Here is a 24,177-nt window from a genome sequence, read left to right as displayed (position 1 = left end):
TTATGAAAATTGCCCCATCGATTTTAAGTGCAGATTTTGCACGACTAGGTGAAGAAGTGAAAATGGTGGAAGAAGCGGGGGTTGATTACATTCACGTTGATGTAATGGATGGCAACTTTGTGCCAAATATTTCTTTTGGTCAAGTAGTGGTGAGTGCCTTGCGCCCGGTTACTAAGCTACCGTTAGATGTTCACTTGATGATTGCTAACCCGGAAAATTACATCAATGACTTTGCTAAAGCGGGGGCAGATATTATCATGGCCCATGTCGAAGCGACACCGCATATTCATCGTGTGGTTCAAATGATTAAAGCAGCTGGCGTGAAACCTGGCGTGGTATTAAATCCTGGAACGCCAGTTGAAGCAATTAAGTACGTGTTAGGCGATGTGGACCAAGTCTTAGTGATGACAGTAAATCCAGGCTTTGGTGGGCAATCATTCATTGAAAGCACCGTTGAAAAAATTGCTGAGTTAGATCGTTTACGCAAGGAACACGGCTACCGCTACGAGATTGAAGTCGATGGTGGAATTCAACCAGAGACAGCGAAAAAATGTGCGGAAGCGGGAGCAGACGTATTTGTGGCGGGGTCTTACATTTATGGCGCAGAAAAACCTCAAGAAAAAATTAAGGCTTTACGAGCTGCCATCGACTAATGAAAATCTTGCTTGTGGCAGGCGGTGATCCCAATCACTGGCCTGCTTTTTCCAATAAGTTTGAAAAAATCATCGGAATTGATCGTGGCAACTTGTTTCTTTTGCGTCAAGGAATTGTGCCGGATTTAGCGATAGGTGATTTTGATTCATTGAATGAAGCTGAAAAAGTTGAAGTTTTTAGTCAAGTTACGGAAATTTTGACTTCACCAGCGGAAAAAGACGATACGGATACACAACTGGCTTTAGTGACTGCCTTTGAACGTTTCCCTACAGCGGAGGTCACGCTAATTGGCGCAACTGGTGGGCGCTTGGATCATTTGTTGGCGAATCTATGGTTAGGGGTTGAGCCACGCTTCCGACCATTTTTATCGCAAATCAAAATTGTGGATCAAGGGAATGTGGTTAGTTATCTTGCACCGGGAAGTTATCAACTAGCCCAAAATCCCAGCATGAAGTATTTAGCTTTTTGTTGCCTGACCCCGGTGAGAAAGCTAGTGCTGAAAAATGTAAAATATGAATTATCGGGTGTGGATTTTCTGCAACCAACGAGTTTGGCCAGCAATGAATTTTTGACTGGGATGGCCGAGGTCAGTTTTTTGACCGGGCTGATCGCTGTGATCCAAAGCAGAGATATTTAAAGCAGCAGCTGAAAATCGTTTTTGAAACGAATCAGCTGTTCTTTTTTATTTGTTTGAGATACTAAAATTCTTTAAAATCAACCTTCTCTGCTTTTTAATCCCTGCGTTTAGTGGTAAAATTCATTTTATATTATAGCGTTCTGAGGTGCCTAAGTGAGAAAGTTCAATCCAAATAAAAATCTTATTATTATATTAATTGTTGCAATTATTGTGGTAGCGACTGTATCGATTACTGCAGCAAATCGTGCAAGAGACAGTAAGACGAATTTTATTCAGTCAGCTGTTAACGACAGTATTAGTGTTGTCGATAAGGTCATAGCAGCACCTGGTCGTTGGCTCAGTAATGGTGTACAATCCGTTTCAGATCTGATGAATACCTATGAAGAAAATCAAAAGTTAAAAAATGAAGTGGATCAATACGATGAAGTAAAACAACAAACAAAAAATCAAGCGCAAGAAATCGAACGCTTAAAAGACGAGCTTGAATTAAATCAAACATTGACCAGCTATGAAAAAGTTACAGCAAACGTCATCACTCGATCACCGGATACTTGGCAAGACATGTTGATTGTCGATAAAGGCAGTAGTGATGGAGTTGAAGGAAATATGGCGGTCATGTCTAAAAAAGGCTTGATTGGTCGAGTAATGGAAGTGAATGCTCATTCCTCAAAAATTCAATTGTTGACTTCCGATAATAAAAGTAGCAACCATTTTCCTGTAAAAATAAGTTCAGATAAGGGAAATTCATTTGGCGTTTTAAATAAATATGATGTGAAGGCGCAGCAATTGATTGCGACTGAAATTACCGGCAATCAAGATATCAAAGAAGGTGATGTCGTCCAAACTTCTGGACTTGGTGGAAATTCACCAGCTGATCTGGCGATTGGCACAGTTGTTAAGGTCAAGCCTGATAGCTATGGTCTGAATCGAGAAGTTTATATCAAACCTTATGCTCAAATGTATGATATTTCAGTCGTGACGATCATCCAGAGAATGGCGGGATCGACTGAATGATTAGGCGGACAACATTAAAACATATCACACCATTCCTATTGTTCTTTTTATTTTTGATTGATGCTCATGTAACGCGAGTGATTGCAACGCTGACAGACAACGTTTATGTTGCCAATTCGCACTTGGCGTTACTAGTGCTATTAGTGATTTCTCAAGTGATTGACGAGCGCTTTTTGTTTTGGACCGCTTTAGTTTTGGGTGTTTTATATGACTTGTATTATATCGGAGTTATTGGTATTTATGCGGTGATTTTCCCGCTGTTGGTGATGCTTTTTTATCTTTTTAAGCAGCTGATTCAGCAAAATACGTTGACGCTCTTTTTTACGACGGTAATCAGTGTGACCCTCTTTGAATTTGTCAGCTTATTGTTACAAACGATCTTCGGTCTAACAGGTGGTAATGAGGGCTTTTTTGTTCCTCGATATTTAGGTCCAACACTCCTTTTTAACATACTAATATTTGTAATTTTAATTTTCCCGCTAGAACGAATTTTGATCGATCCAACAGAGAAAGAGCTTGGTATATAAATAAAAACGATAGTTGTTTAATGACGAAAAAAAACAGAAGAAATTTTTCTTCTGTTTTTTTGTGTGACTGGTTTGTAACTCAAAAATAGTAAAATGAAATGTTTTTGTAACAAAGCTATTATACAGATGACACACAGCTATGGTAAACTCATCAATGTGTTAGAAAAAAAGTCTAATAAAATTCAAAATAAAAAACAATTAAGTAGTCGGAGGACATAAGAGTGAAAAAAAGTTTGTTATCAGCATTAATGGTATGTTCAGTAACATTAAGCGCATTAGCAGCTCCAGCCGCAGCTTCTGCCGATGAATTTGATAGTAAAATTGCTGACCAAGATGCAAAAATTTCAAGTTTACAAAACCAACAAACCGATGCACAATCACAAATCAGTGCATTAGAGAATGAAGTTGCTTCAATCAACGACAAAGCTCAAGGGTTGTTAAATGAACAAGCATCATTAAGACAAAAGTCACAAGAATTACAAAAACAAATTGAAACATTGGAAAAGCGGATTGAAAAACGTACAGAAGCAATCAAGGAACAAGCGCGTGACGTACAAGTAAAACAATCGTCATCAAATGTTATTGATGTAGTATTAAACGCTGAATCATTCAGCGATGCTGTAGGCCGTGTTCAAGCAATGTCAACAATTGTTAAAGCCAATAATGACTTAGTTGAACAACAAAAAGCGGATAAAGCAGAAGTTGAAGAGAAACAAGCTGAGACTCAAAAACAACAAGAACAAATTACTGCTAATCAAGCAGCTTTAGAAAGTCAAAAAGGCGAGTTAATTACAAAACAAGCTGATTTGAACGTTCAAACGACCACTTTAGCAGCCGAACAAGCAACTGCTGAAGATGAAAAAGCCAGCTTAAAAGAGAAACAAGAAGCGGCAATCAAAGAACAACAACGTGTTCAAGAAGAAGCACGTAAGGCTGCGGAAGCACAAGCTGCTGCTGAAAAAGCTGAAGCAGAGCAAAAAGCCGAAGCCGCTGCTAAAGCAGAGGCAGAAGCTGCTGTCAGCACAACAACAACTGAAAGTTCAACAGTAGAAACTGCTACGTCTGAATCATCTTCAACTGTAGTATCGTCATCATCTGAAGAACAAACACAATCAAGCACAACTGAATCATCTTCAACTGAATCATCAAGTGAAGATAATTCTCAAAATGGTGGAGCGACACCAACACCATCAACGCCTGCGCAGCCAGAAACGCCAGCACAACCAGAAGCACCTGCGCAACCAGAAACGCCAGCGCAACCAGAAACACCTGCTAAACCAGAAACGCCAACACCACCAGCACAAGGAAACACTTCTGGAGTTGTTGCTGAAGCTATGAAATATATCGGAACACCTTATGTATGGGGTGGGAAAACACCAGCAGGCTTTGACTGCTCTGGCTTTACTTCATATGTCTTCCGTCAAGCGACTGGTCGTGAAATCGGTGGCTGGACAGTTCCTCAAGAATCAGCAGGAACACGTATTTCAGTTGCTCAAGCACAAGCCGGTGATTTATACTTCTGGGGTAGCCCTGGTGGATCATACCACGTAGCGATTGCTATGGGTGGCGGACAATATATCCATGCACCACAACCTGGTGAAACAGTTACTGTAAGCTCTGTTGCTTACTATGCACCAAGCTTTGCAGTTCGTATGTAATCAAAATTAATTAATCCTGACCGGTACGAATATGTACCGGTTTTTTTATTGGAGGAAAAGATGCAGAAGCAATTGAAAAATGGAAATTTTTATTTAGGTCTAGCAGTTTTAATGATGATTATTTTATTTATTAGTTCAGCGATGACTTATCAGCAACAAAGTCAAGTTTCCTTGATTCAGCGAGTTTTAGTTAATGAACCTTTTAAAGCTTTTTTTAGTCGAATTTCATTCAATTATGCAGGCAGTGAAGTGAGTATCGCTGCATCAGGCTATGTGAAATTTGTTGAATTTTTCATCCGTAAAGCCGCTCACTTCATGACTTATTTCATTTTAGGTGGCAGCTTATACTTAGGATTATTACCAAAATTGAAACAGAAGTCAGTAATCATAAGTCTGTTCTTTGCTTGGATGGCAGCGACAGGCTACGCAGCGACAGATGAGTTCCATCAAATGTTAACGGGGGGAAGGACACCGTTGTTTCAAGATGTGATGTTAGACTCGTTAGGAGCATTAACGGCGTGTTTGGTTATTATTTTTTATCGCAAAATTCTAAAGCGTTAATGGACTTATTCTTGACGAAAATGCTTTTCAGATAGACAATAAAAGAGATAAAAAAATAATTGGAGGAATGTACCATGTCAGGACATAGTAAGTGGAATAATATTCAAGGGCGGAAAAATGCTCAAGATGCGAAAAGAGGAAAAATCTTTCAGAAGATTTCACGAGAAATTTATATGGCTGCTAAAGCTGGGGGTCCTGACCCGAGTACAAATCCTTCACTGCGTTTAATGATTGATAAGGCTAAGTCAGCCAATATGCCAAATGACAATGTAGATCGTGCAATTAAAAAGGCAACCTCAGCTGGTGAAGGTGAACATTATGATGAAATCACTTATGAAGGTTATGGCCCTGGTGGAGTGGCCATTTTAGTTCATGCACTAACGGATAATCGAAATCGAACAGCGACCAATGTTCGAGTAGCCTTTACTCGAAATGGCGGTAATTTAGGCGAAACGGGCTCAGTTAATTATATGTTCGATCGTAAGGGCTATATTGCGATTGAGCGTGAAAACTTATCTGTTGATGAAGATACGATGTTTGAAGATGTCTTGGAAGCCGGAGCAGAAGATATGGAAATTTTGCCAGAGGTGTTCGAAATCTACACGGCTGCTGAAGATTTTGTCAGTGTGCGAGATCAATTAGAAGCAGATGGTTTTACTTTAGCGCAAGCGGAGTTAACAATGATTCCTCAAACAACAGTTCAATTAAATCAAGAACAACAGGAAAAACTGGCTCATCTTGTTGAAAAATTAGAAGACGACGATGATGTTTCCGAGGTCTTTACTTCTGCTGAATAATAGTAGTATGAATTCAAGGCGTGTTTAAGCCGAGCGCCAAATAGCATATAAAAAAACCAGCGAATCTTCGCTGGTTTTTTGTGTATTTAAAAGACTAAGACAGGTGTTCCTACTTCAACCATATTGAAAAGTTTTTCCATCACATCTGGTGGCGTATTCACGCAACCGTGGGAACCACGAGTCTTCCATAATTCACCGCCGTATGCCGGCTGCCAATCAGAATCGTGAAGTCCGACACCGGTCCAATCAATCGGCATCCAGAATTTTACGGGACTGGCATAATCTGAGCCATCATCATTCTTTCCTTTTAAAGTTTTGTTGGTTTCTTTTGACCAAACATAATTGACGCCGGGTGGTGTGGCCGAACTTGGCTTTCCGCTAACGATGTCGGTTTCTAAAGCGACTTTACCGTCTTTATAATACCACATATGTTGATTTTGGAGATCGACTTCAATATAGGTTTTATCTACTAGAGGCTTGTCCGCCGTTGTCGCTCCCGTAACAATGGGTGAGCGGGTGAAGTCTTTCCCTTCTAAGATCTGTTTGGTCAAAGCTTCAACTTCTGCAGGGGTGTTGATTGTCCAACTATAAGTGCCGGAAGGGACTTCAACTTTTCCTCTACGAGTACTATTGAACTCTGTTGCTTTTGAGCTGGTGTTGTATTTTTCGCCTAAGTTTGTAACATAGGCAGTTACTTTTTCTTGATCAAGTGACATCGTACTGTTATCGTCGATTAACCAATCGTTGATATCTGCAGTTGGAATCTGGAAGTTGTCACCATTGATGCTGTAATTGGCTTTGATTTTCGCCACTGCATTCATCTTATCCATGGTCTTTTTCAAATCAGCATCATTTTTTGTAATGCTTGGTTCAGCAAGATAATTATTAAAGTCAATGGAATGACTGCCAGTTTTGGCCGCTTCTTTAAATGCTGAAACTGCCGCATCTACGTCAATCGTATTTCCCTGTTTTTCAGGAGTAATTTCAAAGCCTTCGCTAGTTCGAGTGACTTTTGCGTTTTCTGTTGCTGTTCGAGTGGTGTTTGTTTGCGTTAACTCTGCGCGAACTGCTTCACCGACAGCGTTCAATTTGTTTTCATCTAATGTGTTGCCGTCCACATCTTTTGTATCAGCAGCAGAGACTAGTTGCATACCCCAACTGAAGGGATTTTGCTTTTTCTGCATCGCTGTTAAGCCTGGTTCGTAATTGTTTTGCCAACCGAGATCTTTGCGATTGATTTCTTTCCAATTCTTATCGTCGATTTTAATTAGGAAAGGGGAGTCTGTCAGTTCGCGCGTAATTTTACGATTTGCTTCGCTAACCGTTAAATTATCAATTTCCACTCCGTTAACGACTGTATTGGGAAGGAACCTTTGTGTATAATATGTACTGCGAATAGCGTATCCGCTAACTAAAACTACCAATAAACCTAAAACAACAATCACACCGATTCGCGTTCGGCTACGAGAATTTCTATTTTCATTTCTGGTCATCGAAATAACTCCTTATTGCTTTTCATTATTTGGTTATTCATCAATTATCGAAGCTGTATCTGTTAAAATGGCCACTAATAGTAAATGATATACCGATACCAAATATACCATATAATAGCCAAAATACGAATGATATGTTTTAGATTGTTAGCAAATATTTAAAAAACCGCAAAGAATTTGAATATTCTTTGCGGCCCAAAAATTTAATTTATTTTCCTTCAGCTTCAAGATCTGCGAAGGCTGTTTCCATAACTTCTTTAAGTTGTTTAGCAGAAGCATCCATACGATCTTTTTCAGCATCGCTTAATGGGATTTCAATGATGTTTTGAATACCTTTAGCATTGATGACTGCTGGTGCACCGATGTAAATATCATTTTGTCCGTATTGTCCTTCTAAATAAACAGACAATGGGAATACAGCACTTTCGTCATTTAAGATCGCACGAGTGATCCGAGCTAAGGCAACTGCGATACCATAGAAGGTAGCGCCTTTTTTCTCGATGATTTCGTAAGCAGCGTCACGGACACCGAAGAATAAGTTAACTAAAGCTTCTTCATCGACTTCAGGGTTATCTTTGACCCATTCGTAAATTTGTAAGCCAGCAACGTTAGCGTGTGACCAAACTGGGAATTCTGAATCCCCGTGTTCGCCTAAGATGTAGGCATGGACGTTACGTGCATCAACGTCAACTAATTCAGCGATTGCTTGACGGAAACGTGCAGTATCTAAAGAAGTACCGGAACCAATAACGCGTTCTTTAGGGAAGCCTGAGAATTTCCAAGTAGAATAAGTTAAAATATCAACTGGGTTGGCAGCGACTAAGAAGATGCCATCAAAACCAGACGCAACAACTTGTTCTACGATACTTTTGTTGATACGTAAGTTTTTACCAACTAAGTCTAGGCGAGTTTCTCCTGGTTTTTGAGGAGCACCTGCTGTAATAACAACTAAGTCAGCATCGTGACAGTCGTCATACGAAGCGGAATAGATTTTCTTAGGTGAGGTAAAGGCTAATGCATGAGATAAGTCAATTGCATCTCCTTGTGTACGATTGCTATCGATATCGATAATACCGATTTCTTGAGCGATATTTTGGTTGACTAATGCGAAGGCGTAACTTGAACCTACGGCGCCATCTCCAATTAAGATTACTTTTTGATGGGTTTTACTAGCTGCTGTTGCAGTCATGTGTACCAATCCCTTCTAATATTTGTTTTCCAGTGGAATGATACCACTAATTAATGAAACTTGTCACGTATTTTACTCATTAATAATACAGATATTTTTGCTGTTTCAAAAGAAAACGCTTCATGTGTTAATGGCTCAATGAGCTGGTATCAATAACTTTTTTCAAAAATAACAGAATCTTATGAGAGACTTAAAACGTTGAAAACGGTCACTACAGGCTGGTTTGTGTTATACTGTATAAAGAAAATTTTGGACTGGGTAGTCATTTGACTATCCAGCATTTTGTCATGGAAATGAATGTCAAGGAGCTAGCGACTAAAGGGCAGGCTCGATTGAAAGAATGAGGCGAAAGAATATGAAAATGATCGTAGGTCTGGGAAATCCAGGTAAAAAATATGAAAAAACGAAACACAATATTGGTTTTATGGTCGTGGATCGCTTAGCAGCAGAGCATGATGCGGTCTTCAAAAAAAATACCTTTGAGGCGGAAGTCGCAGATTATTTTGTGAACGGTGAAAAGATCATACTAGTGAAGCCAACTACTTTTATGAATGAATCTGGTCGTTCAGTTGGACCTTTGCTGACCTATTTTGGGGTTGAGGTGACAGAATTAGTGGTGATCGTCGATGATTTAGATATGGATTTGGGTAAATTGCGCTTGCGCCAAAAAGGTAGCGCTGGTGGACATAATGGGTTAAAGAGTATTATTGCTCATATCGGAACACAAGAATTCAATCGAATCAAAATCGGGATTGGTCGGCCGAATGGAAAAACAGTGGTGAACCATGTATTGAGTACGTTTAGCAAAGAGGATGAGGCAACCATCGCCGATAGTGTAGCCCGAGCGGCTGAAGCGGTTGATGATTTCGTGACAGAAAATAATTTTTTGCAGACGATGAATCGTTTTAACTAAAAAGCATTAATTTTGCTACACGAGCCGTTTTATAAAAAGCGAATCGAGCGAATTGATTTGTTGATCAGTCAAGTAAAAGGGAACCATCTTTAAGATAAAAGGAGTAAAGCAATGAATTTGAGCGGATTTATAAACCAACTGCCGCTAGTTAAAGAGTGGCAGAGTGAGTTAGCTAAAAAAGCAAAACGTCAATTATTGACCGGACTTTCCGGCTCAGCAAAGGCGTTAGTGATGGCCGCCACGCATCAAGCTAGCGGAAAACAGACAGTGATCGTTGTACCGAATCTTTATTATAGTAATCAGTTGGCGGAGGAATTGCGGCAGATCGACGAAAATGTTCATCTATTTCCAGTGGATGAAGTGCTTTCAGCCGAGATGGCATTTGCCTCACCAGAAGCCCGGGCTGAGCGGGTTTCAACGCTGCAAGCTTTGTCACAAGGTGAGAATGGGATTTATGTTGTTCCAGTTGCTGCTTTGCGAAAATATTTGCCGACGAGGGAAACCTGGCAGGCCAACCAGCTGCATTGGAAAATCGGCAGTGAGGTTGATTTAGAGAACTTGGCTCAACGATTGGTTTTGATGGGCTATGAGCGGCAAACGATGGTAGGGAAACCAGGTGAATTCAGCATGCGGGGGAGTATTGTTGATATCTATCCTTTGACGACTGAATACCCTGTCCGAGTTGAATTGTTTGATGTTGAAATTGATTCGTTGCGCTATTTTGAACCGGATACTCAGCGTTCAGTGGAAAATCTAAATGAGGTCTGGATTACCCCTACAACGGATTTGGTTTTTGCGGAGGCAGATCTGAGACAAGGAGCACAGAAAGTTCATCAACTTTTACAAAATCGCTTAGCGGTAACTAAAGAAAAAGAAGATTACAATTTTTTAAATGATTACTTTGGTCAATTGATTGCTGCGTGGGAAGATGGTATTCCGACAGAACAGGCAAAATATTACACGGATCTTTTATATGAAGAAAAAGTTTCACTGCTAGATTATTTTGCCAAAGATGCGTTACTGTTTGTGGATGATTATCCGCGGATGATGGAGACCCATCGGGAAATGGAACGAGAAGAAGCGGAATGGCATACGCAAAAAATTGAAGAGCTGCGGGTTTTTTCCGAACAAAATTTTGGGATGAATGCCCATGACTTGATTAAAAAGACGAAGTTAGTAACGAGTTTCTTTTCGCTGTTCCAAAAAGGCATGGGAAATTTACGCTTTGAGGCGATTCATAATTTCCAATACCGCTCAATGCAGCAATTCTTTGGTCAAATGCCGTTGCTAAAAACCGAAGTTGATCGTTGGCAAAAACAAGAGCAAACAGTGCTATTTTTAGTATCAGATCAGGAACGACAAACGAAATTAACTCAAGCGTTTCATGATGTGGAGATCAAGGCGGTCCAAACGACGCCAGACAAATTGCTCATCGGGCAAACCCAAATTGTAATGGGGACGTTGACCAATGGGTTTGAATTGCCCCAAGATAAATTGGTAGTGGTAACCGAACGGGAAATCTTCCAAAAAGTTACAAAAAAACGGGCCCGTCGCCAGACGATTTCTAATGCGGAACGCTTGAAAAGCTACAATGAATTAAAACCTGGGGATTATGTAGTTCATGCTAATCACGGGATCGGTAAGTACGTAGGAATGGAAACGATTGAAATCGACGGCGTGCATCAAGATTACATGTCGATCTTGTATCAAAAAGATGATAAATTATTCATTCCAGTGACGCAGCTGAACTTAATTCAAAAGTATGTTTCTTCTGAGGCGAAACCGCCGAAGATCAATAAATTGGGCGGCAGTGAGTGGACAAAGACCAAGAGCAAGGTCTCGAAAAAAATTGAAGACATCGCGGATGATTTGATTGAGTTGTACGCTAAACGGGAGGCTGAACGAGGCTATGCTTTTGGCCCGGACGATGAGTATCAAAAAGAGTTTGAGGATGCTTTCCCTTATACCGAGACCGACGACCAACTACGCAGTACGGCTGAAATCAAGCACGATATGGAAAAAGCTCGTCCGATGGATCGTTTGCTAGTCGGGGATGTTGGTTTTGGGAAGACTGAAGTTGCTTTGCGAGCGGCTTTTAAAGCCATCAAAGAAAATAAGCAGGTCGCTTTCTTAGTGCCAACGACCATTTTGGCTCAACAACATTTTGATACAATGACAGAGCGTTTTGAAAATTTCCCGGTCAATGTCGCAATGTTGAGCCGTTTCCGAACGAAAAAGCAGCAGAATGAAACGATCGAACAAATCCGAACGGGACAAGTTGATATTGTTGTAGGAACTCATCGACTGCTATCAAAAGATCTTCAGTTTGCAGATCTGGGTTTATTAGTCATTGACGAAGAGCAACGTTTTGGTGTCAAACATAAAGAACGGTTAAAACAGCTTCGATCGCAAGTTGATGTACTAACGCTGACGGCAACGCCGATTCCACGGACCTTGCATATGTCGATGCTAGGTGTACGGGACCTTTCAGTGATCGAGACCCCGCCAGAAAATCGCTATCCGATCCAAACTTATGTCATGGAAACTAATCCAGGTGCGATTCGCGAAGCCATCGAGCGAGAACTTGCGCGAGGCGGGCAAGCATTTTACCTATATAACCGGGTGGAAACGATTGAGCGTAAAGTTGAAGAGCTGCAGATGTTGGTGCCGGATGCTAAGATTGGCTTTGCTCATGGACAAATGACGGAAGTTCAATTAGAAAACACTTTGATGGATTTCGTTGATGGACAATATGATATTTTAGTGACCACAACGATTATTGAGACAGGGGTAGATATCCCCAATGTTAATACGCTGTTTGTTGAAAATGCAGATTATATGGGACTGTCAACGTTGTATCAGCTCAGAGGACGTGTTGGCCGGAGCAATCGAATCGCTTATGCTTACTTTATGTATGAACCGCAAAAAATCTTGAATGAGGTTAGCGAAAAACGCTTGCAAGCGATCAAAGACTTTACGGAATTAGGTTCAGGATTTAAAATCGCGATGCGGGATTTATCAATTCGTGGTGCGGGGAATCTTTTAGGGGCGCAACAGCATGGCTTTATTGATGCCGTCGGATTTGATATGTATTCGCAAATGCTGACAGAAGCAGTCGATCGTAAACAAGGCAAAAATACGCAAGTTGAGCGGACTTCGGTTGAAATTAACTTAGGAATTGATGCCTATATTCCGGGAACCTATATTGAAGACGAACGGCAAAAAATTGAAATTTATAAACGGATTCGGGAATTAGAGAGCACGGAGATGTTAGACGAAGTCGAAGCTGATTTAGTGGATCGCTTTAGCGACTATCCAGATGAAGTAGCCAATTTACTAAATATCGGGCAAATCAAGATGGATGGTGATCGGGCTCTGGTTGAGAGTATTCAAAAACGGCAGCAGCAGATTATTGTCACGCTAAGCAAAGTTGGGACAAAAGCTTATAAAGTAGAACAGCTTTTTGAAGCGTTGAGCGCAACTAAAATGAAGGCAACTTTAGGTGTAGAAAAAGACAAAATGGTCATCAAGTTATTGATTGCTAAGACGATGGATGAAGCGATTTGGCTACGAGAAATCAGTCTATTCATTCGAGCGCTCCGGGAACAAAAATATAAAGAATAGGCGGTGGCAGCACTGGCAAATAAAGAACTGAAAGTTATGATGCGGGGAGCTTTCGTTTTGACTGCCGCGTCATTTATCGCAAAATTGTTGAGTGCAGTCTACCGAGTTCCTTATCAAAACTTTGCGGGGGATGAAGGTTTTTATGTCTATCAGCAAGTTTATCCGATCTATGGCATTGCCATGACTTTAGCATTGTCGGGGTTGCCCCAGTTTATTTCAAAATATGTGGCAGAAAAAAAGGATCTTAAGGAGCAACGGCAAGCATTAGAAGAATTATTTCCTCTAATCAGTGGCTTCGGGTTGATTTTGTGGGCTTTGTGCTTTTTTTCAGCTCGGTTGTTAGCAGGTTGGATGGGTGATGTAAAGTTGGCGCCATTGCTCCAAGTAGTTTCTTTTACCTTTATCATTATGCCTTTTTTAGCGATCACGCGAGGCGAGTTTCAAGGAAAGCTACTGATGGTCCCGACGGCAGTCTCGCAAGTTGTGGAACAGCTGATCCGAGTAGGTGTGATCATCGTGGCGGCCTGGTCTTTCAAGCAATTTGGCTGGACTGTGTATCATACTGGAACGGTGGCGATGTCTGGTGCATTAGTTGGTGGAATCGCTGCAGTATTCGTTTTATGGTATTATCGTAGGAAAGTTTTTGGCACGAAGATTTTACGTGGAATCCCTCGGTTGGGGGGGACGGCAGTAGCATTAGGCAGAAGAGTAGCGCTGGAAGGTGGCTTGATGACGATCTACAGCGGCCTGCTGATTTTATTCCAATTGGTTGACTCCTTTACGGTTAAAAAAGCTTTAGTGGATTTTGGGCTCAGTGAACATGGAGCGAAATTAGCGAAAGGGGTCTACGATCGTGGTCAACCGCTAGTTCAATTAGGGTTAGTCGTAGCGTTGGCTCTGAGCGCGAGTTTTTTACCGTTATTAACGCGCTATCTAGTCAAAAGAGATCGCAAGCTGTTTATTAAAACAAGCCAGATTTTTTTGCGTTTAACGTGTAGCATTGCAGCGGCAGCTTCATTCGGTCTCGCTTTACTGTTGCCCTATGTGAATTATGCGCTGTTTAAAGATTATCAAGGCAATCTTACGTTAGGATTATTTGTCTTTGCGATTTTTCTGACAGCGATGGTCCAGTCTTATCAAAGTATTGCCCAGAGTCAAAATCAATATCGGAGTTCCTTACAGGCGGCAGGGATTGGTTTGTTAATAAAAATAGTGATTACTGGCGGCTTAACGAAACAATTTGGAACTGTGGGTGCGAGTCTTTCCACTTTAGTGGGGCTGCTGGTGACCTTGTTTATTTTGCGCACGGCCAGTGATCGTGAAACCCGCAATTATTTGCGTGAACGATATTTCTTACGAAAACTAATCATTTGTCTTAGCGGTATGGTTGTGATGCTATTGTGTTATTATGGGGGTATCAATCTAGTTTTTGGGACAGTCGCCAAGCGGAGTCTAGCCTTGGTCGCAGCTGTTTTAGGCGTGGTATTAGGAGGCAGTACCTTCATTGTTTTGGCGATTCAGCTACGATTGTTAACAATTCGCGAATGGCTGATGTTGCCTTTTGGCAGTAAATTATTGAGAATACATTGGAAAAGGTGATAGTTTATGCGTTTAGATAAATTTTTAAAAATTTCACGGATTATTAAGCGCCGGACAGTAGCTAAAGAAGTTGCTGATAAAGGGCGGATTCAAGTGAATGGCAAATTGGCAAAGTCTTCAACCGATGTGAAGGTTGGCGATGAACTGCGGATCCAATTTGGGAATAAAATCTTGTTGGCTGCAGTAGAAGAACTTCATGAATCTACTAAAAAAGAAGATGCAGCTAAAATGTATCGGATAATTAGTGAAACACGGGTGGAAAATAACGGGAATTAAGGATAATTCAAATAGACAATTATATCCTGAATTGATATAATAGTGAAGAATTTCATGGTAAGGAGCGAGTAAGAATGAATGAAAACGAAACGCAGAAAATTGCTTCGTTGGATACGCCCTACGCAAAAGAGCAGTATCGTAAATTTCAAAAGCAACATCGTCAACTGATTTTTAAGCGTCGTCGTTTAGCAGCACTCTTAGCAGTCGCAGTTTTTACCGCAATCGTCATGGGAGTTCAAATTTTCAATGAGCAACGTCATTTGAGTGAGTTAAAGGAGATCAAGGTCAACACGGTTGCAGAATCTGCTAAAGTAGATGAGCAGGTGTCAAGCTTGAATCAAGATGTAAAATTATTGAAAGATGATAACTATGTGGCTAAACTAGCCCGTAGTCGCTTCTATTATTCAAAGGATGGCGAATTGATTTTTGTTTTGCCAGATTCAGGAAAGTCGTCAAGTAAAGACAAATCGTCTACTGACGAAGTTGTAAAGTCCGAAACTGCTAAATAAGGTCAGCTGCAGTTTAAATAAATTGGAAAAAAATTAGGAGGAACATTTTTTTTATGTCAATCGAAGTAGGAGCTAAGCTGCAAGGAAAAGTATCAGGGATCACCAATTTTGGTGCCTTTATCGACTTGGGGGAAGGTAAAACGGGTTTAGTCCATATCAGTGAAATATCTAATGGTTTCGTTAAAGACATTCATGATGTATTAACTGTCGGCGATGAAGTGACGGTTAAAGTAACTTCTGTGGGTGATGACGGCAAAGTGGGTCTTTCAATCCGTAAAGCCCAAGATCAGCCACAACCAGAAAAGAAACCTTTTAAACGAGAATTTCGTGATAATCGTGATAATAATCGTTCAAAACCATCAGCTAAAGGAAAACCCCAAAATAGCGGCAAACAAGACTTCGATTCATTGATGAGTTCCTTTTTGAAGGACAGCGATGATCGCTTGTCATCAATCAAACGTAATACCGAAGGAAAACGCGGTGGTCGCGGCGGCCGTCGTAATTAAATCAGAGAAGCTGGAATTCTTTTAGGATTTCAGCTTTTTTAGTTGGGAAATGGAATTCTTTATTAAAGATGAGGTGATCAAGATGGAACAAGTATTTTTTCGAGCAAATCCGGAACTGCTGACGGATCAGAAACTGCTATTAGCGGTCTCGACGGGGGTCGATTCGATGGTGTTGTTCGATTTATTAGAGCAGCGAGGAAAAAATATTGGTATCGCGCATGTCAATCATCAACTGCGGCCGGAGTCAGATGAAGAGGCAGCTTTTTTACGAGAATACTGTGATCGGCACCAATTACCTTTTTATTTAAAAGTTTGGGAGCAACCGGCTCAAAAGAATATTGAAGCCGAAGCTAGAAAAATCCGTTATGAATTTTTTGAAAAAATTATGCGCGAAGAAGGTTACAGCCTACTTCTGACAGCTCATCATAGCGACGACCAGCTGGAAACACTTTTGATGCGACTGACGCGGGGCGGTTCATTGGCTGGACACAGTGGCATTGCCCGACTGCAGTCGTTTGGCAACGGTCGATTATTGCGGCCATTATTACCATTTTCCAAAGAACAGATTTATGACTATGCGAAGGAAAAGCAGTTGAACTATTTTGAAGACAGCACCAATACCTCGTCAGATTATTTTCGCAATCGTATCCGGCAAAGTGTTGTTCCTGCGCTAAAAAAGGAAAATCCCCAGGTCTTAACTCACGCACAGCAGTTTCATCAGCAATTAGTCTGGGCGGATCAATTGATTGCTGAGCTGCTAAAAGAAAACTTAAGAAATGTCGAGTTTGCAGATCAGCGTTGGTCTTTTTCAAAAGAAATCCTGCCTGCTGAGCGAGGGGCTCGTTATTATTTTCTGACAGCCTTTTTTCAACAAGCAGAAGCGCAGACAAAAGTTGCGGTTTCGCAGCAGCAACTGTTTATGCTGCTAGACCAAATTGAGCAAGGAAATAGTCAATGGACGGTTGACCTTGGAGCTCACTGGCAGTTTGTTCGTCGCTACCAACACTACTACCTAGAAAAGCAACAGCTGATTAATGATGGGACTTATCAGTTAGCTGAGAATGAGCAGTGCTTACTTTCTGATGGCTCAAGAGTCAGACTAAGCAGTAGCCGCGAGCTAACAAAAGCTGAACTGTACCAAGTTTCTCTGCCTGGAGCGCTCAAACTACCACTGACTATCCGGCGGCGGCAGCCAGGCGACCGAATTCGTTTGACCGAAACCTTGACAAAACGAGTTAGTCGTTATTTTATTGACAAAAAAATTCCTGCTGATCAGCGAGCTAATGCCTGGGTTGTAGCAGATTCTGCCGGAGAAATCGTCGCAATTTTACCTTTTGTGAATTCCTATTTGAGTATTGCAGATGAAACTGATAGAATACACTACATACTTGACTATACGCTCTAAGTAGCGAAATGAAGGGAGTTTCTACATGTTAGCAAAAGATATTGAAAAAGTATTGATTACTAGAGAAGATATTCAAAAGCGCTGTGTCGAATTAGGGGAGCAGTTAACAGCCGATTATACTGATAAAAATCCTTTGGTGGTTGGTATTTTAAAAGGTGGCGTACCATTCATGGCGGATATCGTTCGTGAGATCGATACGCATTTAGAATTGGACTTTATGGATGTTTCCAGCTACGGCAATCAAACCGTTTCATCTGGTGAGGTAAAAATCATCAAAGATTTGGACACAAACGTTGAAGGGCGAGATCTCTTGATCGTGGAAGATATCATTGATAGCGGCCGGACATTGGGCTATTTAGTCGACTTATTTAAATACCGTAAAGCTAAATCAGTGAAAATCGTCACATTGTTAGACAAACCAGAAGGGCGAGTGGTAGATATCCACGCAGATTATGTAGGGTTTGATGTACCGAATGAGTTTGTTGTCGGTTATGGTTTAGACTACGCAGAAGCGTATCGTAACTTGCCCTACGTAGGCGTGTTAAAGCCTAAAATTTATCAATCAAATTAGTGACCGAAAAAATCTCAGTATGATATACTTAAAAGGTCAAAATTGATAAAACTTTTTTACAAGCTAATCAGCTAACAAGTGCGAGGAGGACGCAGATGAATAAAAACAACAAGGGAGTAAAAAATGCTCTCTATTATATTCTCGTCATCTTGGCTATGGTTATGGTTGTTTATTTCCTTTTTGGAGATAACAAATCAGCTTCGCCGGATATCGAGTATTCAACCTTTACTGAACAAATGCAAGAAGGTAAGATTAAAAACCTTAAAATTCAACCAGCAAGCGGTGTTTATAAAATTACTGGTGAATACAAGGAAAAACAAGAAGTGGCAAATTCGGGTGGCTTGAGCATTATCGGTTCAACCGATTCAAAGACAACCCATTTTTCAACGATTGTCTTGCCAAATGATTCAACTTTGAGCCAAGTGACTGATTTGGCCAAAGAAAACAGTGTCAAAACCCAAATTGAAGAAGAATCAAGTAGCGGCATGTGGGTTACTTTATTAGTAAGCTTCTTGCCAATTTTGATTATGATCTTCTTCTTCTACATGATGATTGGTCAACAAGGCGGCGGCGGTGGCGGTAATGGTCGAGTGATGAACTTTGGTAAATCCAAAGCGAAAGAAGCCGACAAAAAAGCCAACCGTGTGCGCTTCTCTGATGTAGCCGGTGCTGAGGAAGAAAAGCAAGAGTTAGTCGAAGTCGTGGAATTCTTAAAAGACCCTCGTCGTTTCGTCGAATTAGGTGCTCGTATTCCAGCGGGTGTTTTACTAGAGGGACCTCCCGGAACTGGTAAAACCTTGCTAGCAAAAGCAGTTGCCGGTGAAGCTGGCGTACCATTCTATTCGATTTCTGGTTCAGATTTCGTGGAAATGTTCGTCGGTGTCGGAGCTTCTCGTGTTCGTGATTTATTTGAAACAGCTAAGAAAAATGCTCCAGCGATTATCTTTATCGATGAAATCGATGCGGTCGGTCGTCAACGTGGTGCTGGTATGGGAGGCGGTCACGATGAGCGTGAACAAACCTTGAACCAATTGCTAGTTGAGATGGATGGTTTTGATGGCAATGAAGGTGTGATCGTCATCGCAGCTACCAACCGTTCAGATGTCTTAGACCCAGCGTTACTACGTCCAGGTCGTTTTGACCGTCAGATTTTAGTTGGTCGTCCTGATGTTAAAGGGCGGGAAGCGATTCTTCGAGTTCATGCCCGCAACAAACCGTTGGCAGACGATGTTGATTTGAAAGTCGTTGCACAACAAACACCAGGCTTTGCCGGTGCCGATTTAGAAAATGTCTTGAACGAAGCCGCTCTAGTAGCTGCTCGTCGTAACAAAAAGAAAATCGATGCTTCTGACGTTGATGAAGCAGAAGATCGGGTGATTGCCGGACCAGCTAAGAAAGACCGTGTCATTAGCAAGCACGAGCGTGAAATGGTTGCTTACCATGAAGCCGGTCATACAATCATCGGAATGGTGCTGAACCGGGCACGAGTTGTTCATAAAGTAACGATTATCCCTCGTGGACGTGCTGGCGGCTACATGATCGCCTTACCAAAAGAAGATCAAATGTTGATGTCAAAAGACGATATGTTTGAACAAATCGTTGGGTTGTTAGGTGGTCGGACTGCTGAAGAAATCGTCTTTAACACCCAAACAACCGGGGCTTCGAATGACTTTGAACAAGCAACGGGATTAGCTCGTAGCATGGTTACTGAATACGGAATGAGTGATAAACTTGGTCCGGTTCAATATGAAGGAAATCATCAAGTCTTTGTTGGTCGTGACTACGGTCAAACCAAAGCTTATTCTGAACAAGTAGCCTTTGAGATCGACGAAGAAGTTCGCAGTATCTTGATGCAAGCTCATGAAAAAGCACGTGAAATCATTGAAAATCACCGTGAACAACATAAATTGATTGCCGAAAAACTATTGGAATTCGAAACATTGGATGCTAAAGCAATCAAATCATTGTTTGAAACGGGCGAAATGCCTGCTGGCTCTGACAGCTTATACCCAAGTGAGAAAACACAAGCGCAGACTTTTGAAGAAGCCAAACGTGCTTTGGAAGAAAAAGATGCTGAAAAACAAGCTGAAGATAAAGCACCTGAACAAAAAGTTTCATCAGATGATAAGATTGAACCTGATGATGCAAATGATAATCTAGAATAAAAGCAAAACGGCATGTCTGCGGGCATGTCGTTTTATTTTTAGGGATAGAGGCTTAATGTGACTGTTTTTTTGAATAAACGATCGTCGATTATTAAGCTTTTCTTATCAAGGGCATACAAGGATATTGAAAAATGTTGAAACACCTAGTATGATGCAATCACGAGTAAAAATGAAAAGAATAATTTTGGAATTAGAGAGGAAAGCAAATGAGTGATTATTTAGTAAAAGCATTAGCTTATGAAGGTTTTGTTCGGGCGTATGCTGTTAACGCGACGGAAACAGTCGCCGAGGCGCAACGCCGTCACGATACATGGAATACAGCTTCTGCGGCTTTGGGCCGGACGATGGTGGGTGCTTTGATGCTAGGAGCAACTTTAAAAGGTGCTGATAAGATGACCGTGAAAGTCGAAGGCAATGGCCCAGCCGGAGCAATTATCGTTGACAGCAACGGTCAAGGAGAAGTGAAGGGGTATATCAAGAATCCTCATATCAGCCTACCGCTAAATGAAGCCGGAAAAATAGATGTTAGAGGAGCTGTCGGGACCGAAGGCATGTTCACGGTCATTAAAGATCTAGGCTTAAAGGAACCCTTCTCTGGTCAAACACCGATCGTTTCAGGAGAAATCGGGGAGGATTTTACTTATTATTTAGCCGTTTCTGAGCAAGTCCCATCAGCGGTTGGTGTATCAGTGTTAGTTGATACAGATGATTCGATTAAAACGGCCGGAGGATTTATGATTCAGATTATGCCGGGAGCCAGCGATGAGATCATCGATCAGATCGAAACGCGGTTGAAAGAAACGACTCGTATTTCCACCCTACTGGATGAAGGACAAACACCAGAGGAAATTTTAGAAAGTTTATTGGCGACCGAGGATGTCTTTTTCCTTGAAACACTGCCTGTTCAATTTAAATGTGACTGTTCTAAAGAAAAATTTGCTGCGGCAATTATTACACTTGGTGCCGAACAAATCCAAGAATTGATTGATCAAGATCATGGAGCCGAAGCTGTTTGCGCCTTTTGTAATAATAAATATGCGTACAGTGAAGCGGATCTTTATGAATTGAAACAAGAAATTTTGGGGGAATAAGTGTGAAACCGTTAAATGGTACATGGAAAATTGGCAACGTGGAAGTACCGAATCGAATTGTCGTAGCGCCGATGGCCGGGATTACAAATGCCGCTTTTCGAGTCACGGTCAAAGAGTTCGGGGCGGGACTCGTAGTCTGTGAAATGATCAGTGATCAAGGGATTCATTTTCGTAATAAAAAAACTTTAGAAATGCTATATATTGATGAGAGAGAACATCCATTGAGCGTCCAGATTTTTGGCGGGAATAAAGAGTCATTAGTAGAAGCTGCTCAATTTGTTCAGGAGAATACCGAAGCGGATATTATCGATATCAACATGGGCTGTCCAGTTAATAAAGTCATCAAAGCCGAAGCCGGAGCGAAGTGGCTGTTAGATTCGGATAAGGTTTACGAGATGGTTCAGGCAGTTTCTGCTGCCGTTGATATCCCGGTAACAGTTAAGATGCGGATTGGCTGGGACGAACAGCATGTGTTTGCAGTGGAAAATGCCTTAGCGGCTCAAAGTGCCGGGGCTGCTGCGATCGCCATGCACGGCCGCACACGAGTTCAAATGTATGAAGGAAAAGCCGATTGGGAGATCCTCCGGCAAGTTGCGGCTCAACTTTCGATTCCTTTTATGGGAAATGGCGATGTTCGAACACCAGAAGACGCCAAGCGGATGATTGAAGAAGTCGGTGTAGACGCTGTGATGATTGGTCGTGCTGCTTTAGGGAATCCCTGGATGATCCATCAAACACAGCACTATTTGGAAACTGGTGAGCTGATTCCAGAACCGAGTGCCCGCGAAAAGATTGAGACTGCGAAACTGCATTTGGAACGCTTGATCAATCTTAAAGGCGAAAAAATTGCATGTCGTGAATTTCGTCAGCATGCCAGCTATTATTTAAAAGGGATTCCTCGTTCAGCGAAAACCAAAGTTGCAATTAACCAAACCGAAGAAAAACAAGTTATCTTAGATTTGTTGGATGGTTTGGTTGAAAAGACGGAAACAAAAGCGAAAATTAGTTAATCTTCAAGCTGAATGAGCAATTCAGCTTGATTTTTTACTTATTCATTGGCATTATAAGTAAGAGTAATTACATACTGAGGAGGAACATTCGTGACTGAGGAACAAACAAATTTAACCGAAATGAACGATCAAATGCGTGTTCGCCGCGAAAAAATGGAAAACCTTCGTGCTGAAGGTATCGATCCATTCGGCGCCCGTTTTGAACGCACAGCGAATTCAAAAGAGCTGCACGAAACATATGATGCAAATACTAAAGAAGAGCTTCAAGAAAAACAACTGACTGCTAGTGTTGCAGGTCGGATGATGACAAAGCGTGGCAAGGGTAAAGTTGGTTTTGCTCATTTACAAGACCGCGAAGGCCAGATTCAAATCTATGTCCGTAAAGATGAAGTTGGCGAAGAACCCTATGCAATTTTCAAAAAAGGCGATTTAGGGGATTTCTTTGGCGTTACCGGAGAAATTATGAAGACCGATACGGGTGAAGTATCCATTAAAGCAAAAGAAATTACTTTACTATCAAAAGCGTTACGTCCGTTGCCAGAAAAATATCATGGCTTGACGAATGTTGAACAACGTTATCGCCAACGCTATTTAGACTTAATCAGTAACCGCGAAAGTTTTGATCGTTTTACAAAACGTAGTCAAATCATTAGCCAAATTCGTCGCTATTTAGATGGGTTAGGTTATATCGAAGTGGAAACGCCTGTGTTGCATAATGAAGCCGGTGGTGCAACAGCTCGTCCGTTTATTACACACCATAATGCATTGGATATGGATTTATACTTACGGATCGCACTTGAATTGCATTTGAAACGTCTAATTGTCGGTGGGATGGAAAAAGTCTATGAAATTGGCCGTGTATTCCGGAATGAAGGGATTGATACGACCCACAATCCAGAATTTACTATGATGGAAGTCTATACTGCGTATCAAGATTTCTTAGATGTAATGAACTTAACTGAAGGAATCATTCGCGATGCCGCTCAAAACGTACTGGGAGAAACAACCCTTTCTTACGACGGACAAAGCATTGATTTAGGCTCTGAGTTTAAACGAATCCATATGGTTGATGCGATCAAAGAGCAAACTGGGGTCGATTTCTGGCCTGAAATGACACTTGAGGAAGCTCGTACATTGGCTAAAGAACATAATGTTGAAATCAACGACAATATGGAAATTGGTCATATTATCAATGAATTCTTTGAAACATTTGTCGAAGAAACATTGCAACAACCTACTTTTGTTTACGGGCATCCGGTGGAAGTTTCACCGCTTGCGAAGAAAAATGCTGAAGACGGACGTTTCACGGACCGTTTTGAATTATTTATCGTTGGTCGTGAATTTGCCAATGCGTTTACAGAGTTGAATGATCCAATCGATCAACGGGAGCGTTTTGAAGCACAAGAAAAAGAACGTGAACAAGGAAATGATGAAGCCCATGGGGTAGATGAAGATTTCTTGGAAGCATTAGAATATGGTATGCCGCCAACCGGTGGGTTAGGAATTGGGATTGACCGCCTCGTTATGTTGTTAACAGATGTTCAGTCAATTCGTGATGTTTTATTGTTCCCAACTATGCGCTAAAACAGATTTTTTTAAGATGTTCAGCTTTGCTGAGCGTCTTTTTTTATTTATACCGAAAAAACATTAGAAAATGATGTCACTTTATGAATAGGAAAAACGATAGAACTTTCTGTGAAAAGGAAATTTTCAATATATTTTCATGTTATTTACGAACATTTCTGTATGAACGGAAGAACAATGGTCAGCAATAGAAAAAAAGTAAAAAAACGTGATAATTTTGATTGACCGAATATGAATATATTGGTATATTATGTAATGTTCCAAAGCGAGCGAGTGTCGCTCAAAAAAATAAAAAAATGTTGTTGACAGATAACGGAATTTCAGTTATTCTATCAAAGCCGCATCAAACGATGACGACAACTTCTAATAAGAACTTCGAAAAAGTTTCAAAAAA

At 41.1% G+C, this 24,177-nt stretch carries 21 protein-coding genes; 19 read left to right on the top strand and 2 right to left on the bottom strand.

The window, feature by feature from the left end; all coding sequences use genetic code 11:
• Positions 1-2: 2 nt before the first annotated feature.
• The 7 genes from rpe to EP1_RS05845 all read left to right on the top strand — a co-directional run bounded on the left by rpe (position 3) and on the right by EP1_RS05845 (position 5,848).
• Positions 3-653 carry a ribulose-phosphate 3-epimerase gene (gene rpe, locus EP1_RS05875; RefSeq protein WP_067624918.1) on the top strand — a complete coding sequence of 217 codons (651 nt, stop codon included), beginning with the start codon at positions 3-5 and terminating at the stop codon, positions 651-653.
• Positions 653-1,291, top strand: coding sequence for a thiamine diphosphokinase (locus EP1_RS05870; protein WP_067624915.1), 639 nt, complete (start codon positions 653-655; stop codon positions 1,289-1,291). The genes rpe and EP1_RS05870 overlap by 1 nt, the downstream gene beginning before the upstream one ends.
• A gap of 153 nt (positions 1,292-1,444) precedes the next feature.
• A complete protein-coding gene (gene mreC, locus EP1_RS05865; protein WP_067624912.1) occupies positions 1,445-2,305 on the top strand; it encodes a rod shape-determining protein MreC in 861 nt (286 codons plus the stop codon).
• Positions 2,302-2,832: a rod shape-determining protein MreD gene (gene mreD / locus EP1_RS05860; RefSeq protein WP_067624909.1), complete on the top strand. Its 531-nt coding sequence runs from the start codon at positions 2,302-2,304 to the stop codon at positions 2,830-2,832. Before mreC ends, mreD begins: the two co-directional genes overlap by 4 nt.
• Positions 2,833-3,053: 221 nt before the next feature.
• Positions 3,054-4,490 (top strand): C40 family peptidase, encoded by a 1,437-nt coding sequence (locus EP1_RS05855; RefSeq protein WP_067624905.1) that lies wholly within the window; start codon positions 3,054-3,056, stop codon positions 4,488-4,490.
• A gap of 60 nt (positions 4,491-4,550) precedes the next feature.
• Complete coding sequence (locus EP1_RS05850; RefSeq protein WP_067624901.1) at positions 4,551-5,051, top strand: VanZ family protein; 501 nt, start codon at positions 4,551-4,553, stop codon at positions 5,049-5,051.
• A 74-nt stretch (positions 5,052-5,125) separates the two neighbouring features.
• Positions 5,126-5,848, top strand: coding sequence for a YebC/PmpR family DNA-binding transcriptional regulator (locus EP1_RS05845; RefSeq protein ID WP_067624898.1), 723 nt, complete (start codon positions 5,126-5,128; stop codon positions 5,846-5,848).
• Between the two features lie 86 nt (positions 5,849-5,934).
• On the opposite strand, the gene EP1_RS05840 is transcribed toward EP1_RS05845, so the two are convergent.
• Both EP1_RS05840 and EP1_RS05835 read right to left on the bottom strand, forming a co-directional pair.
• On the bottom strand, positions 5,935-7,341 hold the full coding sequence (locus EP1_RS05840) for a L,D-transpeptidase family protein (protein ID WP_067624895.1): 1,407 nt from the start codon (positions 7,339-7,341) through the stop codon (positions 5,935-5,937).
• A gap of 208 nt (positions 7,342-7,549) precedes the next feature.
• The gene (locus EP1_RS05835) at positions 7,550-8,530 is read right to left on the bottom strand and encodes an L-lactate dehydrogenase (RefSeq protein ID WP_067624891.1); all 981 of its coding nucleotides are present in this window, start codon (positions 8,528-8,530) and stop codon (positions 7,550-7,552) included.
• A gap of 355 nt (positions 8,531-8,885) precedes the next feature.
• Here EP1_RS05835 and pth point away from each other — a divergent pair, with 355 nt between their 5' ends.
• The 12 genes from pth (at position 8,886) to lysS (ending at position 23,783) form a co-directional block, all read left to right on the top strand.
• Entirely contained in the window at positions 8,886-9,443 is a 558-nt protein-coding gene (gene pth / locus EP1_RS05830; protein WP_067624887.1) for an aminoacyl-tRNA hydrolase, read from the top strand.
• A gap of 111 nt (positions 9,444-9,554) precedes the next feature.
• Entirely contained in the window at positions 9,555-13,067 is a 3,513-nt protein-coding gene (mfd, locus tag EP1_RS05825; protein ID WP_067624884.1) for a transcription-repair coupling factor, read from the top strand.
• 39 nt (positions 13,068-13,106) lie between these two features.
• Positions 13,107-14,666, top strand: a complete 1,560-nt coding sequence (locus EP1_RS05820) for a putative polysaccharide biosynthesis protein (protein WP_067625146.1) — start codon at positions 13,107-13,109, stop codon at positions 14,664-14,666.
• 6 nt (positions 14,667-14,672) lie between these two features.
• On the top strand, positions 14,673-14,942 hold the full coding sequence (locus tag EP1_RS05815; RefSeq protein WP_067624881.1) for an RNA-binding S4 domain-containing protein: 270 nt from the start codon (positions 14,673-14,675) through the stop codon (positions 14,940-14,942).
• A 74-nt stretch (positions 14,943-15,016) separates the two neighbouring features.
• A complete protein-coding gene (locus EP1_RS05810) occupies positions 15,017-15,451 on the top strand; it encodes an FtsB family cell division protein (RefSeq protein ID WP_067624878.1) in 435 nt (144 codons plus the stop codon).
• A 53-nt stretch (positions 15,452-15,504) separates the two neighbouring features.
• Positions 15,505-15,957 carry a S1 domain-containing RNA-binding protein gene (locus EP1_RS05805; RefSeq protein WP_067624875.1) on the top strand — a complete coding sequence of 151 codons (453 nt, stop codon included), beginning with the start codon at positions 15,505-15,507 and terminating at the stop codon, positions 15,955-15,957.
• Between the two features lie 82 nt (positions 15,958-16,039).
• The gene (tilS, locus tag EP1_RS05800) at positions 16,040-17,362 is read left to right on the top strand and encodes a tRNA lysidine(34) synthetase TilS (RefSeq protein ID WP_067624872.1); all 1,323 of its coding nucleotides are present in this window, start codon (positions 16,040-16,042) and stop codon (positions 17,360-17,362) included.
• Positions 17,363-17,387: 25 nt separating this feature from the next.
• Positions 17,388-17,933 carry a hypoxanthine phosphoribosyltransferase gene (hpt, locus tag EP1_RS05795; RefSeq protein ID WP_067624868.1) on the top strand — a complete coding sequence of 182 codons (546 nt, stop codon included), beginning with the start codon at positions 17,388-17,390 and terminating at the stop codon, positions 17,931-17,933.
• Positions 17,934-18,028: 95 nt separating this feature from the next.
• Complete coding sequence (gene ftsH, locus EP1_RS05790; RefSeq protein WP_067624865.1) at positions 18,029-20,098, top strand: ATP-dependent zinc metalloprotease FtsH; 2,070 nt, start codon at positions 18,029-18,031, stop codon at positions 20,096-20,098.
• Positions 20,099-20,304: 206 nt separating this feature from the next.
• The gene (gene hslO, locus EP1_RS05785; RefSeq protein WP_067624862.1) at positions 20,305-21,189 is read left to right on the top strand and encodes an Hsp33 family molecular chaperone HslO; all 885 of its coding nucleotides are present in this window, start codon (positions 20,305-20,307) and stop codon (positions 21,187-21,189) included.
• Positions 21,190-21,191: 2 nt separating this feature from the next.
• Positions 21,192-22,199: a tRNA dihydrouridine synthase DusB gene (dusB, locus tag EP1_RS05780; RefSeq protein WP_083507503.1), complete on the top strand. Its 1,008-nt coding sequence runs from the start codon at positions 21,192-21,194 to the stop codon at positions 22,197-22,199.
• A 120-nt stretch (positions 22,200-22,319) separates the two neighbouring features.
• Positions 22,320-23,783, top strand: coding sequence for a lysine--tRNA ligase (gene lysS, locus EP1_RS05775; RefSeq protein WP_115873557.1), 1,464 nt, complete (start codon positions 22,320-22,322; stop codon positions 23,781-23,783).
• Positions 23,784-24,177 lie beyond the last annotated feature (394 nt).

This window comes from Enterococcus pseudoavium NBRC 100491 (assembly GCF_001544295.1).
Lineage (GTDB): Bacteria > Bacillota > Bacilli > Lactobacillales > Enterococcaceae > Enterococcus_A > Enterococcus_A pseudoavium.
Note: the sequence above shows the minus strand (reverse complement) of the source record. Positions and strands in the feature narration are given on the sequence as shown.

Coding starts and splice junctions, on each gene's coding strand:
- rpe (WP_067624918.1), top strand. CDS start 3: ATGAAAATTGCCCCATCGATTTTAAGTGCAGATTTTGCACGACTAGGT.
- EP1_RS05870 (WP_067624915.1), top strand. CDS start 653: ATGAAAATCTTGCTTGTGGCAGGCGGTGATCCCAATCACTGGCCTGCT.
- mreD (WP_067624909.1), top strand. CDS start 2,302: ATGATTAGGCGGACAACATTAAAACATATCACACCATTCCTATTGTTC.
- EP1_RS05850 (WP_067624901.1), top strand. CDS start 4,551: ATGCAGAAGCAATTGAAAAATGGAAATTTTTATTTAGGTCTAGCAGTT.
- EP1_RS05845 (WP_067624898.1), top strand. CDS start 5,126: ATGTCAGGACATAGTAAGTGGAATAATATTCAAGGGCGGAAAAATGCT.
- EP1_RS05840 (WP_067624895.1), bottom strand. CDS start 7,341: ATGACCAGAAATGAAAATAGAAATTCTCGTAGCCGAACGCGAATCGGT.
- EP1_RS05835 (WP_067624891.1), bottom strand. CDS start 8,530: ATGACTGCAACAGCAGCTAGTAAAACCCATCAAAAAGTAATCTTAATT.
- pth (WP_067624887.1), top strand. CDS start 8,886: ATGAAAATGATCGTAGGTCTGGGAAATCCAGGTAAAAAATATGAAAAA.
- mfd (WP_067624884.1), top strand. CDS start 9,555: ATGAATTTGAGCGGATTTATAAACCAACTGCCGCTAGTTAAAGAGTGG.
- EP1_RS05820 (WP_067625146.1), top strand. CDS start 13,107: ATGCGGGGAGCTTTCGTTTTGACTGCCGCGTCATTTATCGCAAAATTG.
- EP1_RS05815 (WP_067624881.1), top strand. CDS start 14,673: ATGCGTTTAGATAAATTTTTAAAAATTTCACGGATTATTAAGCGCCGG.
- EP1_RS05810 (WP_067624878.1), top strand. CDS start 15,017: ATGAATGAAAACGAAACGCAGAAAATTGCTTCGTTGGATACGCCCTAC.
- EP1_RS05805 (WP_067624875.1), top strand. CDS start 15,505: ATGTCAATCGAAGTAGGAGCTAAGCTGCAAGGAAAAGTATCAGGGATC.
- tilS (WP_067624872.1), top strand. CDS start 16,040: ATGGAACAAGTATTTTTTCGAGCAAATCCGGAACTGCTGACGGATCAG.
- hpt (WP_067624868.1), top strand. CDS start 17,388: ATGTTAGCAAAAGATATTGAAAAAGTATTGATTACTAGAGAAGATATT.
- ftsH (WP_067624865.1), top strand. CDS start 18,029: ATGAATAAAAACAACAAGGGAGTAAAAAATGCTCTCTATTATATTCTC.
- hslO (WP_067624862.1), top strand. CDS start 20,305: ATGAGTGATTATTTAGTAAAAGCATTAGCTTATGAAGGTTTTGTTCGG.
- lysS (WP_115873557.1), top strand. CDS start 22,320: ATGAACGATCAAATGCGTGTTCGCCGCGAAAAAATGGAAAACCTTCGT.